Consider the following 14,429-nt stretch of genomic DNA (forward strand, 5'->3'; position numbering starts at 1 on the left):
AGCTTGGGCATGGCCGACACAAAGCGCATTGCCGCCAAAGACTCGATCATCGCCCGCGAAATCGGTGGGGAAATGGTGCTCCTCGATCTCGAAGCAGGCACCTATTTCGGGCTCAATCCGGTGGGCGCAAGGATTTGGGCGGCTTTGGGCGAAGCGCCGCAGACGCAAAGCGATCTTGCCGCGCTGGTCGCCGAAGAATTCGATGCGGAAGACGCGGTGATCGCGCAGGACATCGCCGCATTGGTCGCCGATTTGCAGGCCAACGGGCTGGTCGAGCTTAGCGCCTAGGCAAAACCCGCCGCCACAGCGCGCCGCCCAAGCGCCGCAGCCGCAAGGCGATTGTCGGCCAGTGTGTTGCAGCGGGATATTTGTCCTCCAGAAAGGCGCGGCCGGGCAGGATCGCCGCGCGAAGAAGGTCGATGCGCTGCGACAAGCCATCGGCTTGCGCCCAATTGGCGCGCAAATGCTCCCAGCCATCGGCGTTGAAGACGAACCGATCGATGGTGCCTCCTGTCCCCGCCGCCTTGAGCGCTGCGAGAATATGCGCGGGAACGGGCGCGTCGAAATCGCTCTGCGCCTGTTCCAGCGCGCGCAGCGCAATCATCGCAGCTCCACGCTCGACCGCAAGCTGCGCCAATGCGCGCCACGCCTGCTCGTCAAAGGCCTGTGCCTGCAAAGCCGCGCCGTATGACCAGACGAGGCGGCACGAACCGCGCCTATGCTCGCCTTCGACCAGATAGCCCGCGCGCCCATGCAGCGCCTGGTTGAGCGCGTCATTGAGGAAAGTGCGCAGCGGATCGGTCGCGCGCGCGGTCGGGGCGAGGCGCGGCAGGGGCGCCGCATTGGCCAGCGCTTCTGCGGGCGCAAACAGCGCCGCCGCTGCCGGAGTGGAGGCGCTGTGCCAGTGCAGATCGAATTCATGCGCAAAGCCGCTCGCGGTCGCATCGATCCACACTTCCTGCATCGCGCCCGCCTGCTCCCGCGTCAGTCCGAGCTTGGCAAGGACAGCACGCGCGGCCTCCAGCTGGCCGGGCTGCACCAGCAGATCGCTATCCCCGCGCCGCCGGAGTGCTGGATCGGGATACAGGCTGTAGGCCAGCGCGCTGCCTTTGGTCACCAACACCTCGACACCGGCCGCCGCCAGCGCATCGATCACCCGGACAAGGCTGGCCTTGTGCGAGGCTTCCCACAAAGCCTGCAAGCGCGCCTCTTCACGCATCCGCGCGCTCAGGGCTTGTGGCCAGTCCGTAAGACTGTTCCCCGCCTCGACAATCGCCAGCGCGCAGCCGTGCCAGGCGATTGACCGCCATCCCGCCTCGCATTGCGCAGCGTCCCACGCGCCGAACGGCCACGCCGTCTCTCCCAGCATCGCGCGTGCCAGAAAACGGCGGAACCCGGTCTCGCCAAAATCGTCTGTCGCGGGCGCGCTTTGCTGCATCGCCCAACCGATTGCGCGCGCGGCCTTGCGCTGTCAAACGCCGCGCGACCAGCGATACGAGATAGTGTTTGACCCTCCCCGCGCGCACTGCGATGGAATCGCCCATGGCGAGCCAAGCGCGCAAGGGCATTATTCTGGCAGGCGGGAGCGGAACGCGGCTCTATCCGCTGACGCGCGGGCTTTCCAAGCAGCTGATGCCGGTGTTCGACAAGCCGATGATCTACTATCCGCTCAGCACGCTGATGCTGGCGGGTATCCGCGATATTCTCGTCATCACGACGCCCGAAGACCAGCCGCAATTCCGGGCGATGCTGGGCGATGGTTCCGATTTCGGCGTGGCGCTTAGCTATGCCGTCCAGCCGGAGCCGGGCGGGCTGGCGCAGGCCTTCCATATCGGCGCGGATTTCGTTGCGGGCGGGCCGAGCGCGCTCGTTCTGGGCGACAATATCTTCTACGGCCACGGGCTAGCCGGAATGCTGCAAAAGGCCTCGGCGCATGGCACGGGCGGCACGGTTTTCGCTTATCGTGTGAGCAATCCTTCGGCCTATGGCGTGGTGGAATTCGATGCTGATGGACGCGCCTGTTCGATCGAGGAAAAGCCCGCCGCGCCGAAATCACCCTTCGCGGTGACGGGCCTCTATTTCTACGACGACACCGTGGTCGAACGGGCCCGCGCGCTAAGCCCAAGCGCGCGCGGCGAGCTGGAAATCACCGATCTCAACCGTTCCTATCTGGCGGACAACGCCCTTGCAGTGGAGATCATGGGGCGCGGCTTCGCGTGGCTCGATACCGGCACCCATGCCTCGCTGCTCGATGCCGCCAGCTATGTGCGGATTACCGAGGAGCGGCAGGGGCTGAAGATCTGCTGCCCCGAAGAAATCGCGTGGCGGCAAGGCTTTATCGACGATGCGCAATTGGAAGCGATTGCCGCGCCGCTTCGTTCGTCGGGCTATGGCGAATATCTGCTGGCGCTGCTCGCCGAGGGTCGCTGACCATGCAGGTGATCCCGACCGCGCTCGACGGCCCGCTGATCATCGAGCCTAAAGTCCATGGCGATGATCGCGGGTTCTTTCTCGAAAGCTGGAATGCGCAGGCCTTTGCCGAGGCGGGGCTCGATATCGCTTTCGTGCAGGACAACCATTCGCGTTCGGACATGGGCGTGCTGCGCGGGCTGCATTTCCAGAACCCGCAGCCGCAGGGCAAGCTGCTGCGTGTTGTCAGTGGCGCGGTGTATGATGTTGCGGTCGATCTGCGGCGTTCGTCGGCGACATTCGGCAAATGGGTGGGCGTGGAGCTTTCCGCCGCGAACAAAAGGATGTTCTGGGTGCCGCGCGGTTTTGCGCACGGCTTTCTTACTTTGGCCGACGGCACCGATTTTCTCTACAAATGCGATGCGCCCTATGCGCCGGAGCACGAGCAGGTGCTCGCCTGGGACGATCCCGAAATCGGCATCGACTGGCCGCTCGAAGGGTTTGAACCGCGCCTTTCCGAACGCGACCGGAAGGGCCGTGCGCTCGCTTCTATCGAGGCCTTCGCGTGAAGGTTCTGGTTCTCGGCGCCAAGGGGCAGGTCGGCAGCGCGCTGCTGCAAACCGCGCCTGCGGGCGTTGCGGTGCAAGGTGCCGACCGCGGCGATTGCGACCTGACGGACGCGGAGGCTGTCCGCGCTTTCATCGCCGGGGCATCGCCCGATATCATCATCAACGCCGCTGCCTACACCGCTGTCGATGCGGCGGAGGAGGATGCGGCGGGCGCGCACGCCGTCAATGCCGATGCGGTGGAGGCGATCATCGCTGCGCATCCGGGCAGGCTGGTGCATATCTCCACCGATTACGTCTTCGACGGGCAATCGCCCAAGCCTTACGCGCCCGATGCGCTGCGCAATCCGCTTTCCGTCTATGGGCGCAGCAAGGCGGCGGGGGAGGCGCATTTGCGAAAGGGCGACCTGCTCATCCGCACATCATGGGTCTATTCGGCAGGCCATGCGAATTTCGTCACCACCATGCTGCGGCTGATGCGTGAGCGGGACGAAGTGCGCGTCGTTGCCGACCAGATCGGCGCGCCGACATGGGCGATGGGCCTCGCCAACACGATCTGGAAGCTCGTTGACGCGGGCGCGAGCGGGACGTTCCACCACTGCGACGCGGGCACTGCCAGCTGGTACGATTTCGCCGTCGCCATTCAGGAAGAAGCGCGCGCGATCGGCTTGCTCGAGAAGAGCGTGCCGATCATCCCGATCAGCACAAGCCAATACCCCACTCCCGCCCCGCGCCCTGCCTTTGCGCTGCTCGATTGTGCGAAAACCCGCGACTTGCTCGGCGACGGGCACACGCATTGGCGGACGAACCTGTGGCATATGCTGCGCGCGGAGAAATATCGTGGCTAAGCTGCTGGTCACCGGCGGCGCGGGGTTTATCGGCGGCAATTTCGTCCATTACTGGGCGCGCGAGAAGCCCGATGACACGATCATCGTGCTCGACGCGCTGACCTATGCGGGCAATGCTTCGACCATCGCCGGGGTCGAACAGGCAGAGCTGGTGGTGGGCGACATTTGCGACACCGCGCTGGTCGAACGCCTTTTGCGCGAGCGCGACATCGACACGCTCGTCCATTTCGCCGCCGAAAGCCATGTCGACCGCTCGATCAGCGCATCCGACGCTTTCATCGCCACCAATATCACCGGCACCCACTCACTGCTCAAAGCTGCGCAGGCGGTGTGGCTCGATCAAGGTTCGGGCCGCCCGCACCGTTTCCACCATATCTCCACTGACGAGGTCTACGGGTCGCTAGGCCCTGATGCGCCCGCCTTTTCCGAGACCACGCCCTACGCCCCCAATTCGCCCTATTCGGCGAGCAAGGCCGCGTCCGACCATCTGGTGCGCGCGTGGCACCACACTTTCGGGCTGCAGGTGACGACCAGCAATTGCTCGAACAATTTCGGGCCGTATCAATATCCCGAAAAACTGATCCCGCTGTTTGTGCTCAACGCGCTCCATGGCCTTGCGCTGCCGATCTATGGCGACGGAATGAATGTGCGCGACTGGCTTTATGTCACCGATCATTGCGCAGCGCTGGCGGCCTGCCTCGAACGCGGCGTGCCGGGCGAGGTCTACAATATCGGGGGCGGGGCGGAATTGCCCAATCTGGCGGTGGTCGACGCGATTTGCGCGGGAGTTGACGCGGCCTTTGCCGAAGACCCAGCGCTCGCCGCCCGCTTCCCCGATGCACCCGCCGCGAAGGGCCAGCCGACCGCTTCGCTCAAGCGCTTCGTCGAAGACCGCAAGGGCCACGACCGGCGCTATGCCATCAATGCCGCCAAGGCCGCGGCCGAACTCGGTTTCGCCCCCGCCCACAGTTTCGAAAGCGCGCTGAGGCAGACTTTGCGCTGGTATCTGGCTAATGAAGACTGGTGGCGGCCACTTGTCAGGGCGGCCTAGAGCAGCGGGGAGTTTGGCGTGCAGCGCGATTACAGGCGGAGCGTTACGGGCCGGTCAGTCCTGCACCGGTTTCGCCGGATTGCCGCGCACCCGCTCGCCCGGGGCAACATCGCCGGTCACAATCGCGCCGGGATCGACTATCGCGCCCGCGCCCACCCGCACGCCGGGCATCACAATCGCGCGAATGCCAATGCGTGCGCCTTCCCCGATATGCGTATCAAGATAAAGCCCGCGCGACATATCATGCGCGAGGATAACCGCGTGATCCTCCACCACCGCGCCCGCCGCGATATGGATGCCCTTGGGCCAGGTGCGGTCGATATGCGCGGTGGCGGCGATATCCGCGTCGGGATGGATGTCCTGCCGCCAGATCCGGCGGCGCAACAGCTTTTGGAAACTAAGAAAAGGTGATGCAGGGCCTAGCATATGCCTGCGATATGCCCTTGGCTTTGCCGCTGCAAGCAGGCGGCGGCGCATAGAGATGGTGACGCTCAGAAACTTTCGCGGATTGCGGAAAACCCTGCTGGCGATGCGGCGGCTCTATCTAGTTTGGCGGTATGGCATCGCAATCGCGCCGGGCACGCAAGTGTCGCTTTCGGCGCGGTTCTTCCCGGCGGGGCGCGGCTCGATCCGCATCGGCGCGCAAAGCCTTGTTGCCTTCCACACCATCATCATGGCGCGCGAGGGTGCAGTGACACAGATCGGCGCGAATTGCTTTATCGGCGGGGGCGCGATGATCCTGCCCGGCGTGCGCATCGGCGACAATGCGATTGTCGGCGCGGGCGCGGTGGTGTTCGACGACGTGCCGCCGCGCGCCATGGTGCTGGGCAATCCGGCGCGCGTGGTGCGTAGCGATCTGCAAACCGGCGCCTTCGGCCGCCTGCCCGAAGCCGATGCCAATACGCGGCGCTACTACCATCCGGAGCAATCGGCAGATGGCTGAGCCATCCCGGCAGATCGGGCTGATCGGCACATTCGATGTCGAGAATTACGGCGATTGCCTGTTCGCGCATGTCTATACGCATTTGCTGCGAGGGCATTTCCCCGATGCGGCGATCACGCTCTATTCGCCCTTCGCGCGCACGGCGGAGATACTCGATTGTGCACAAGTCCACGCGCTTCCCGCCAAGCTGGACGAGCCGCCTATCGCTGCCGATGCACTGATCCAGACCGGCGGGGAGACGCTGGCAGTCGGGCATTCATCGGGCACCTATCTGGTCCCGGACAACACGCTCAGCCACTATCTGCGGATGTGGCTGGCACCGACCGTGTGGAACGGGCGCGGCGAAGCGCGCTTCTTTGCGCATGGAGTCGGCGTGCCGCCTTCGCTGGTGCGCGCACTGGGCCCAAGTGCGCGAGTGCTCGAAAGCGCCGAATGGGTGCGCGCGCGGGATGCGGTATCAGCGCAGCTTCTGGTTTGCGAGATCGCGGTCGATCCGGTGTTCCTGCTTGCCGATCTTTTCACTGCGGTCGAATGGCATGAGCGGGCGCAGCGCGCTCTGCCATCGGGAGTGGAGCCCGAAGGCTACATCGTCTGCCATATCTCCCCGCTTTATGCCGAGGGGCAGGATGCGGCGTGGTTGCAGCAGGTCATTGCGCTGCTCCGGCGGACGGGCAACAAGGCGTTGCTGGTGCCGGTGTGCCATTTCCTGGGTGATCACGATTATCTGCAGCTTGCCGCCAAAGCCATTGCCCGCCTTGCCCCCGATTTGGCGGAGCGGGTGGTCGTGCCCTATGAGGATTTGCGCCCGGTGCTCGATACCGCAGCGATCATTGTCGCTTCGAAAGGCGTGGTGACGTCATCGCTCCATGCCGCAGTGACGGCGGCGGCTTTCGGCCTGCCGATATCGGTCTATGCGGGCAATGGCGGCGCTGATGGCAAGCACCGCCAGACCTTGCTCGCAGCGGGGATCGATAGCGGAATTGCGCTGACAATTGCCGATCTCGACGAAACCTTCTCAGCCTCGCAGGCGAGCGACCGCGCGGCGCAATGCGCGGAGGCGCGGCAGCGTGCGCAGGCGGGATTCGATGCGCTGTGTGCTGCGATTGCCAGTGAACCAAGAACGAACGTGCCGGTGGCAGAGGCCGATGTGTTAGAGCTACTCCGGCTCGACAGCGCATCGCTCACGCCAGCCAACCGAATACAGCGCGCACTGCGCCGGGTGATGCGCAATTTCCCGCAAGTGCGGCGGGCGCGGCTGCGCGGTTCCTTCGCGCGGCGATTGACGGTATGAGCAGGCAGAGGTTCACCAGTGCACGCAGCCGCCATTCCTGATCCCCAGAGGCCTGCAAATATGCAGGAACCGTTCGCGCCAACAGGGGCGGCATTAGGCGCGTGGCAACGCATCCTGCCCGCTGCCATCCTGATTTATTCGATCATGTTGTTCTCGCCCGAAGTGCGGATTTCCGCCGCGGGGCTCAACATTTATTCGTATCGCATGGCGATCCTGCCGCTGCTGGGCGTCGTAATGCTTCGCTATCTGCGCGGCCACACGCGCTGGAGCCTGACCGACACGCTGGTGACGCTAGCGGCCATCTGGATGCTGGTTTCTTTCACCGTGCATTTTGGCGTGGGCACCGGGCTGGTGCGCGCAGGCGCGCTGGTGGTGGATTTTGCCGGGGCCTATTTTGTTGCGCGGATATCGGTGGGCAGCACAATAGATTTCCGCCGCCTGCTGGTGGCCATCGCGCCCGGTCTTGCCGTGGCAGGCGCGCTGATGACGCTGGAAAGCGTCTCCCACCGGTTGCTGGTGCGACCCTTCTGGCGGGAGATTTTCGGGCCGCTGCCAGAGTATTTCGCCGGTGAAGCCGTGGCCGATCTGGTCTACCAGAACGAAGTCCGTCTTGGCCTGCTGCGCAGCTATTCGGTGTTTTCGCACCCCATTCTCGGCGGCGCGGTGCTGATCAGCGCTTTCCCGCTGTTCCTGTTCGCCGGGCTTCGCGGCTGGCCGAAATTCGCCGGACTGGGCGCGGCGTTGGCGGGGTTCTTCTCGCTGTCCTCCGCCGCAATTCTGGGGCTTTTCCTCGTGCTGGGGCTGTCGGCGCTGGAATATCTCAAGCGCAGTATTGCACGGCTGCGCTGGTTCTCCATGACCGCGATTGGCCTCGTGCTGCTACTGGCAGCGCAACTGTATACGGCGAACGGAATTATCGCCGCGCTGTCCCCGTTTACGATCAATCCGGCAACCGCCTATATCCGCCGCGTGCAGTGGCAATATGGCATCGACGCGGTCGAGCGGCAGCCGGTCTTCGGCTATGGCTACGGCCTGATCGATCGCGCCGCGTGGATGACCGACAGTATCGACGCGCATTTCCTTGTGCTGGCAATCCGTCACGGCATTTTGGTGCCTCTGCTGCTGTTGGTGGCGATGACCGGCGTGATGGTGGCAGCGGGCCTGCGCGCCGGGCGCGAAGCGGAACACCGTGCTGTGCTGGTCGGCTATAATTTCTGCCTTTTCACCCTGATCTTCGTCGGCATGACGGTGACCTATTTCGGCGAATCGCATATCTGGCTGATGTTTATTCTCGGCCTTGGCGGATCGCTGGTCGCTGCGCCTGCGTCGCGAGCGCGGGACGGGTAATCGCGCCGCCGTGACGATTGCCCGCAACAGTGTGTATTCGGCGCTCGGTGCGGGCTTGCCGCTGCTTGTGACCATCATCACCCTACCGCTTTTGATCGGGCAGATCGGGCTGGAGCGGTACGGTGTGCTGGCGATTGCATGGCTCATCCTTGTCTTTGCCGGACAAGCCGATTTCGGCCTTGGCTATGCCATCACGCAGCGCATCGCGAGTGGCAAGGACGGAGCGCCCGCAGACATTGCTGTTACCGGTTTTGTCCTCGCGCTGGGCGCGGGACTGGTGACCGGGCTGGTCGGCGCTTTACTTGCTTATGCCTTCTTTGCCCATGGCATGGCGCTCTCGCCCGCATTGCAGGGTGAGGTCCTGCCCTCAGTGTGGATGATCGGCGCAGCGACATTGTGCGTCACGCTGTTCGGCTGGGCCGTTGGTTGCCTTGCGGGAGAGGAACGGTTCGGCGCGGTCTCGCTCCACACGCTTGTCACCAATAGCGCCTTGCAATTGCTCCCGCTTGCCGTCGCTTTCGCCATCGGCCCCGATTTGGGCACTTTGCTCGCCGCGACACTGCTCGCGCGCTTTGGGGGCCTGCTGCTCGCCGCTGCATCGGTGTGGCGCGTCATGCTGCGCGCCGGAGGCGGCGCATTCTCGCGCGCCATTTCTGCAAGGCTGCTCGATTTCGGGCGCTGGATCATGCTCTCGACCGTCACCCGGCCGGTCATCACCATGGCCGACCGCTTTCTGATCGGCCTGCAATTGGGCGCGGTGGCGGTGGCTGCCTATAGCGTGCCGTACCAGATCGCGAGCCGCACCCAGCTGGTGCCGCAAGCGGTGATCCGCGTGCTGTTCCCGCGCTTCTCCGCGCTGGGTGCAGACGAGGCGCTGGCAACCGCGCGCCATGCGGTGGTGATGCTCGCCAACCTCTCGACCCCCTTCATGCTGGTGCTGATATGCCTTGCCGATCCGCTGCTGCGGCTGTGGCTGGGGAGCGAGCTCGACGAACGCTCGATCCTCCTCGCGCGCGTGCTGCTCGCAGCCTTCTGGCTGAGCGGCGTGTCGGTGCTGGCGGCGACATTCATTCAGGCGCGCGGAGAGCCGCGCTTCACCGCGCTGTGGCATCTGGTGCAAGTGCCGCTGTTTGTCGCCGCGCTGTATCTGGTCGCGCCGATCTGGGGGCTGGCAGGGTTTGCGCTCGTCTTCTTGCTGCGCACAGTGATCGATGCTGGCGTGTTGATGGCGAAGGCAGGCTTGGCGACCACGCCGGTGTTGCTGCGGCTGGCACCGTCAGCTCTCGCCATCACTGTCACCATCGCATTGCACAGCGAACTCGTGGGATGGGGCATCTCCATTGCAGCAGCAGCGATAGCAGGCGCAGGCAGCGCGGTGGTCGCGCATTTTGCGAGCCCGCGCGAATACCGCAACCGGCTCTACACCTTGCTCCGCCTGCGCCGCGCGACCTAGGCTGCCGCCGCGCCTTTTGCTGCCATTGCGCCGCGCATCCGGCGGCCAAGCGCAGCGCGAACCACCGCAGGGGCCGGTGCCGCCAGCAGGTCACCACGCGGTGAAAAATCACCTGCCGCAGCGTCTGCATAGAGCGTCATCGCATCGCCGCCCGCCGTGCTCGCCGTGTCCGCCGACTTGCCCGCTTCAACCCCGTGGACATGGTTGTTCGCCATCGCCAGCGCGGCGCTCGGCCCGTTCTGCCAGATCAGCGCGCGCAGCGAATTGTTTGCAACCAGGCAATAGGGATCAACCGAAAGCCCAGCGCTGTTGATGCGCAAAACCTGCGTTGCCATCGTGTTATGCGCCACCACGAGATGGCTGCGCGCGCCGCTCACCGCACTGCCCAGATCGCTCGAATTGGACGCATCGGTCTTGTTGTGGAAGGCATTGTTGAGCACCAGCACATCGGCCAGCAATTGTCCCGGCATAAACAGGTTCTGCGTCACCAGCTCAATGCCGGTATTGTCGGCGACCACGATGTTTTCGAGCGCCGCCGCAGTGCTGATCTGGAACCAATCGGCATGGATGTCGAAACTGGTATAGAGCCGCAGCGGCACCGCTCCGACAGCTTGCGGCGGAAAGGACAGGCCCTTGCCACCGTCGACGCCCAAAGCGTGTGCCGCGCGGCTATCGTCAAGCACGCTCGCCTCCCAGCCCGGCCGCGCATTGAGCCACGCCGCGACATCCGCAACGCTATAGGCATCATTCGCCAGATAGGCCGCTTGCGTCGTCTTGATTTGCAGCGTCTCGGTCACCGCGCCATAGGTAATGGTGAGCAGATTGCTGCTGGAAATGGCGATAGTCGCACTGGCTTCCGGCCCGGTATAGCTCGCATCGAGCGCCGCGATCTGGTCAACATAAGCGCGGCTGTCATGGCCGAGCACGCGGTTGCCGACCATGCAGTAGGAATCGTTGAAGATATCCGCCCAGCAATCCTGCACCACATTGCCGCGCGCGAGCAGACATTTGTCGAGGCTGTTATAGGTATGGGTGAAGGTGCATTCGGTGAAGTAGTGGCTCCCCCGGATCAGCCAGCCGAGGAATGTGCGCGTCGTCTTGCGCCACAGCGCATAAGTGCCGCGCGACTGGGTGAAGCGGCAGCCATCGAACCAGCATCCGGTCACCAGTTCGAGCTCATGCGCATGGGCAAAATCGACGGTGATGTTCGCCCCGCGCAGATGCAGGTGTTCGATGAAGGGGCGGAAACGCACGAAGGAACCGCCGTCGAATGCCGCGGCGTCGGTGGAGATGACCACCGGCTCGGTAGCTTCAATCGTGCAATAGCCTTGCGGAAGGTAAGACCCGGCAACCGCCGTCAGATCATAGGTGCCGCCTTGGGTGATGCGCAGCCGCGGGTGGCCCGCGCCCTGCGCCTTGGCATGGCTGGCGGCGGCGGCAATGCTGGTGAAATCGCCACTGCCATCGGCGCGGATATCGAGCACCAGATCATGCGCGCTCGCAGCGGGGAAGAAGCTGTAGGGGCCGATAACACGCGCCTGCATGAAGGGATCGCGTGGCACTGCCTCAATATAGAGCAGCGCCTCGCCATGCGTCCCATTGTCCGCCAGCTCGGCCCAATAGCCGAAATAGTGGACGCTCTTGCCATTGGCATCACGAAAGCTGTGCACGCGCGGCTCGGTCACGTCCACACTGGTGCCTTCATAGTGGAACACCACTTTTTCGAGCCCCATCGTGTCATAAAGGCTGCCGCCATCATTGGCCCCGGCATAGACGCCGACGGTGAGCTTTCCCGCAAAACGCTGGCGCGGCGGCACCAGCAGGCGGCAGGCGGGCTTGGCGGTTATCCGCTGCGGATCGGCGGGGACGCTCGCAAAGCCGCTCGCGGGTGCGCCGGTAAAGGCAGGTGCAGGGTCAAGCACGGGGAGCGGAGCGGGCCGCGCCGCCGGTCTGCCGCCGCTGGCCGATGGGCGCAGGCCAAGCGCAAGCGCCGCGCTCATGCCAGCCCCACAATGTCCGCTGCACTGGTGCCAGTGGCGCGCACGGCCACCGCTCGCACGGGCAGAATGCTGCCGGGCTGCACATCGCGGAATGTCACATCCGCATCATCGTCCTGCGCCCGCAGCACCAGATCGCCGCCGAGCCCGACATAGAGCGCTTTCGCCGCGACAGGGAATTCCGCCAGATCATCCGGCACAATGGGGAAGCATGAGCGGGCGGGTGCGGTAACGCTGTCGCTGGCGGCGGTGTAACGGTCTTCGGGCATGGGAAGGCTCCTTCGATCAAACAGGCCGGGCGGGTAGCGATTCGCAAATCCTGTAGGAAAGCGCGAAATGCGACCGTGCCGCGCATTGTCTCGCCGAGGGCGCACTCGTACAACTAAGGGCCATGGCCGATCTCACCGTAATTCTCGTCAGCTTCAACACGCGCCAGTTGACGCTGAAAGCGCTTGAGTCGCTCTTCGAGAACGCGGGCGGGGTGGCGATGCACGTGGTCGTCTGGGACAATGCCTCGCATGACGGATCAGCCGATGCGGTGGCGGCGCAATTCCCGCAGGTGGAGCTTGTGCGGAGCGCAGAGAATATCGGCTTCGGCGCGGCGCATAACGCGCTGACCGGGCGGATCACGACAGATCATTTGCTGCTGCTCAATTCGGACACAGAGACGCGGCCCGGCGCGATTGCCGCGCTGCTCGATTTCGCAAGAGCGAACCCGCAGGCGGGCGTTGTCGGCGGGCGGACGCTGTTTGCTGATGGCAGCCTCAATCCCAGCTCGTGCTGGAACCGCATGACGCCGTGGAGCCTGTTCTGCTCCGCCACTGGCCTCACCCGCCTTTTCCGGCAGAGCGCGCTGTTCAACCCCGAGGGGATCGGCGGCTGGCCGCGTGACAGCGTGGCCGAGGTCGATATCGTGTCGGGCTGTTTCCTGCTTATCCGCAGCGATTTGTGGCGGGCGCTGGGCGGCTTTTCACCGCGCTTTTTCATGTATGGCGAGGATGCCGATCTGTGCCTGCGCGCCAAGGCGATGGGGTGCCAGCCGATGATCACGCCTACAGCCGAAATAGTGCATCTGGGCGGCGGCTCGGTGACAAAGCGCGAGGAGAAAATGGTGCAATTGCTGCGTGCCAAAAGCAGCCTGATCCGCGACCATTGGAGCGCCCCGGTCCAACCTCTCGGCCTCGCCCTGCTCTGGTTATGGAGCGCAACGCGGCGTGCCGGATCGCTCGTATCAAACCGTGGCGACAAGGCGCTTTGGCGCAGCCTTTGGCAAAGGCGGCGCGAATGGCTGCGCGGTTATGGTGATTAGCGCAGTGCTTTTCTCAGACCTTGGGCAAAAGCCTCGCCAATCCCCGCGCGGGTAAATCGCTGCGCATCCGCCGAGCCCTGCCAATCGGCGAGCGCGACCTTCATTGCCGCCTCCTCCCGCAACAGGCGCGCCATCGCCTCCGCGATGGCGCTTGAATCACGCGGATCGACACGCAGCGCAAAAGGCGCGTCATCGAAATAGCCATCCACCGCGCGTCTTGCCGGATAGAGAATCGGGAGGCCCGCAAACAGCGCTTCGGTAAACACCATGCCAAAACTCTCGCGCAGGCTGGGCAGCACGAAGCCGGCGGCGCGGTTCATCCGTGCAGGCAATTCGGCACTGGCGATGTGGCCTGCGAAACCCAGACCCTGCACCTTGCAACAACGGGCGGCCAGCTTCTGAGTGAGCGCCTCTCCGCCTCCGCCGATTATGTCCAGCCGCGCTTCCTCCCCGCGCTTGGCGAGGAGCGAGAGCGCATGCGCCATGCCGCGCAGATTCTTCCAGCTATGGCCTGCCAGATGGAAAACGCTCACCAGACCTTCGCCGCCCGCACGCGGAGCCATCATGGTGTCGCGTTCCAGCGCACAAGGCAGAGCAATGCTCGGCCCCGCGCGTGCGCCGAGCCGCTCCTCCAGCAGCCGCAAGGTCCACGGGGCAAAGGGGAAGACGATCTTCGCCTCGTGAAAAACCTGCGCAAAGCAGCGCCGCAAATCGGGGCGGGCGGCGGTGATCCGGCTGTCCGTATTGCCTTGCAAGGAGAGAGCGAAGGGCACACCCAGACGCCGCGCCAGATGGCAGGCAACAATCCCTTCGATGGTGAGTTTGTGGCCCACGATCAGATCGGGCCGCCAGTCCTTGCGCCAATGCTGGCCGAGCCGGTGCTCTAACCCTTTAGCCAATCGTACGAGCGCGGTCTGGTGCAAGACGCCTTTGGGCGGCGCGGCATAGGTGAAGGCGATGCCCCGGTCGAACGGCGTGGGCGGACCGATCATAGCGTCCGCAGCGCCCGCTCCGCTCGCCAGCAAAGCGCCTTCCCGCGCCGACGGGGAGACGCGGTTGAGCGAGATGACGCGGTGATCGAAATCGTCCGCAGTCAGCTCCAGCAGGCGCGCAATCGCCAGCGTCTTGTCCGGCTGGATGGGATCGGGATAATCGCCCGAAAGATGCAGGATGCGCGGTCTAGCGTCCATGGCGCAGCAGCGCGCGGCGCGCCCG

Annotated in this window: 15 protein-coding genes; 10 read left to right on the forward strand and 5 right to left on the reverse strand. The window is 64.6% G+C overall.

Annotation, left to right across the window (positions count from 1 at the left end; genetic code table 11):
* Window positions 1–9 precede the first annotated feature (9 nt).
* Window positions 10–288: a PqqD family protein gene (locus ACS0VV_RS13470; protein ID WP_483533205.1), complete on the forward strand. Its 279-nt coding sequence runs from the start codon at window positions 10–12 to the stop codon at window positions 286–288.
* Here the strand turns inward: ACS0VV_RS13470 and ACS0VV_RS13475 are convergent.
* The gene (locus ACS0VV_RS13475; RefSeq protein WP_483533206.1) at window positions 278–1,438 is read right to left on the reverse strand and encodes a nucleotidyltransferase family protein; all 1,161 of its coding nucleotides are present in this window, start codon (window positions 1,436–1,438) and stop codon (window positions 278–280) included. The genes ACS0VV_RS13470 and ACS0VV_RS13475 overlap by 11 nt on opposite strands.
* 104 nt (window positions 1,439–1,542) lie before the next feature.
* On the opposite strand from ACS0VV_RS13475, the gene rfbA reads away from it, so the two are divergent.
* From rfbA to rfbB, 4 genes are read left to right on the forward strand one after another with little or no spacing between them, the layout of a single operon-like run.
* Entirely contained in the window at window positions 1,543–2,430 is an 888-nt protein-coding gene (gene rfbA, locus ACS0VV_RS13480; protein WP_483533207.1) for a glucose-1-phosphate thymidylyltransferase RfbA, read from the forward strand.
* Between the two features lie 2 nt (window positions 2,431–2,432).
* On the forward strand, window positions 2,433–2,978 hold the full coding sequence (gene rfbC / locus ACS0VV_RS13485; RefSeq protein ID WP_483533208.1) for a dTDP-4-dehydrorhamnose 3,5-epimerase: 546 nt from the start codon (window positions 2,433–2,435) through the stop codon (window positions 2,976–2,978).
* Entirely contained in the window at window positions 2,975–3,823 is an 849-nt protein-coding gene (rfbD, locus tag ACS0VV_RS13490) for a dTDP-4-dehydrorhamnose reductase (protein WP_483533209.1), read from the forward strand. The genes rfbC and rfbD overlap by 4 nt, the downstream gene beginning before the upstream one ends.
* Entirely contained in the window at window positions 3,816–4,874 is a 1,059-nt protein-coding gene (rfbB, locus tag ACS0VV_RS13495; protein ID WP_483533210.1) for a dTDP-glucose 4,6-dehydratase, read from the forward strand. Before rfbD ends, rfbB begins: the two co-directional genes overlap by 8 nt.
* Before the next feature lie 54 nt (window positions 4,875–4,928).
* On the opposite strand, the gene ACS0VV_RS13500 is transcribed toward rfbB, so the two are convergent.
* Window positions 4,929–5,258 carry an acyltransferase gene (locus ACS0VV_RS13500; protein WP_483533211.1) on the reverse strand — a complete coding sequence of 110 codons (330 nt, stop codon included), beginning with the start codon at window positions 5,256–5,258 and terminating at the stop codon, window positions 4,929–4,931.
* 100 nt (window positions 5,259–5,358) lie between these two features.
* Here ACS0VV_RS13500 and ACS0VV_RS13505 point away from each other — a divergent pair, with 100 nt between their 5' ends.
* Genes ACS0VV_RS13505 through ACS0VV_RS13520 form a run of 4 tightly spaced genes read left to right on the forward strand, consistent with a single transcriptional unit; the run spans window position 5,359 to window position 9,908 of the window.
* The gene (locus ACS0VV_RS13505; protein WP_483533212.1) at window positions 5,359–5,817 is read left to right on the forward strand and encodes an acyltransferase; all 459 of its coding nucleotides are present in this window, start codon (window positions 5,359–5,361) and stop codon (window positions 5,815–5,817) included.
* Window positions 5,810–7,108: a polysaccharide pyruvyl transferase family protein gene (locus tag ACS0VV_RS13510; protein ID WP_483533213.1), complete on the forward strand. Its 1,299-nt coding sequence runs from the start codon at window positions 5,810–5,812 to the stop codon at window positions 7,106–7,108. Before ACS0VV_RS13505 ends, ACS0VV_RS13510 begins: the two co-directional genes overlap by 8 nt.
* A gap of 60 nt (window positions 7,109–7,168) precedes the next feature.
* Window positions 7,169–8,455, forward strand: a complete 1,287-nt coding sequence (locus ACS0VV_RS13515) for an O-antigen ligase family protein (RefSeq protein WP_483533214.1) — start codon at window positions 7,169–7,171, stop codon at window positions 8,453–8,455.
* Entirely contained in the window at window positions 8,406–9,908 is a 1,503-nt protein-coding gene (locus tag ACS0VV_RS13520) for an oligosaccharide flippase family protein (RefSeq protein WP_483533215.1), read from the forward strand. Before ACS0VV_RS13515 ends, ACS0VV_RS13520 begins: the two co-directional genes overlap by 50 nt.
* On the opposite strand, the gene ACS0VV_RS13525 is transcribed toward ACS0VV_RS13520, so the two are convergent.
* A complete protein-coding gene (locus ACS0VV_RS13525; RefSeq protein WP_483533216.1) occupies window positions 9,905–11,908 on the reverse strand; it encodes a hypothetical protein in 2,004 nt (667 codons plus the stop codon). The genes ACS0VV_RS13520 and ACS0VV_RS13525 overlap by 4 nt on opposite strands.
* The gene (locus ACS0VV_RS13530; RefSeq protein WP_483533217.1) at window positions 11,905–12,174 is read right to left on the reverse strand and encodes a spike base protein, RCAP_Rcc01079 family; all 270 of its coding nucleotides are present in this window, start codon (window positions 12,172–12,174) and stop codon (window positions 11,905–11,907) included. The genes ACS0VV_RS13525 and ACS0VV_RS13530 overlap by 4 nt, the downstream gene beginning before the upstream one ends.
* 122 nt (window positions 12,175–12,296) lie before the next feature.
* Between ACS0VV_RS13530 and ACS0VV_RS13535 the strand changes: the two genes are divergently transcribed.
* On the forward strand, window positions 12,297–13,214 hold the full coding sequence (locus tag ACS0VV_RS13535) for a glycosyltransferase family 2 protein (RefSeq protein WP_483533218.1): 918 nt from the start codon (window positions 12,297–12,299) through the stop codon (window positions 13,212–13,214).
* Here ACS0VV_RS13535 and ACS0VV_RS13540 read toward each other — a convergent pair.
* Window positions 13,211–14,404, reverse strand: a complete 1,194-nt coding sequence (locus tag ACS0VV_RS13540) for a glycosyltransferase (RefSeq protein WP_483533219.1) — start codon at window positions 14,402–14,404, stop codon at window positions 13,211–13,213. The genes ACS0VV_RS13535 and ACS0VV_RS13540 overlap by 4 nt on opposite strands.
* Between the last annotated feature and the right edge of the window lie 25 nt (window positions 14,405–14,429).

The sequence above is a fragment of the Aurantiacibacter sp. KMU-128 genome, from assembly GCF_056933515.1.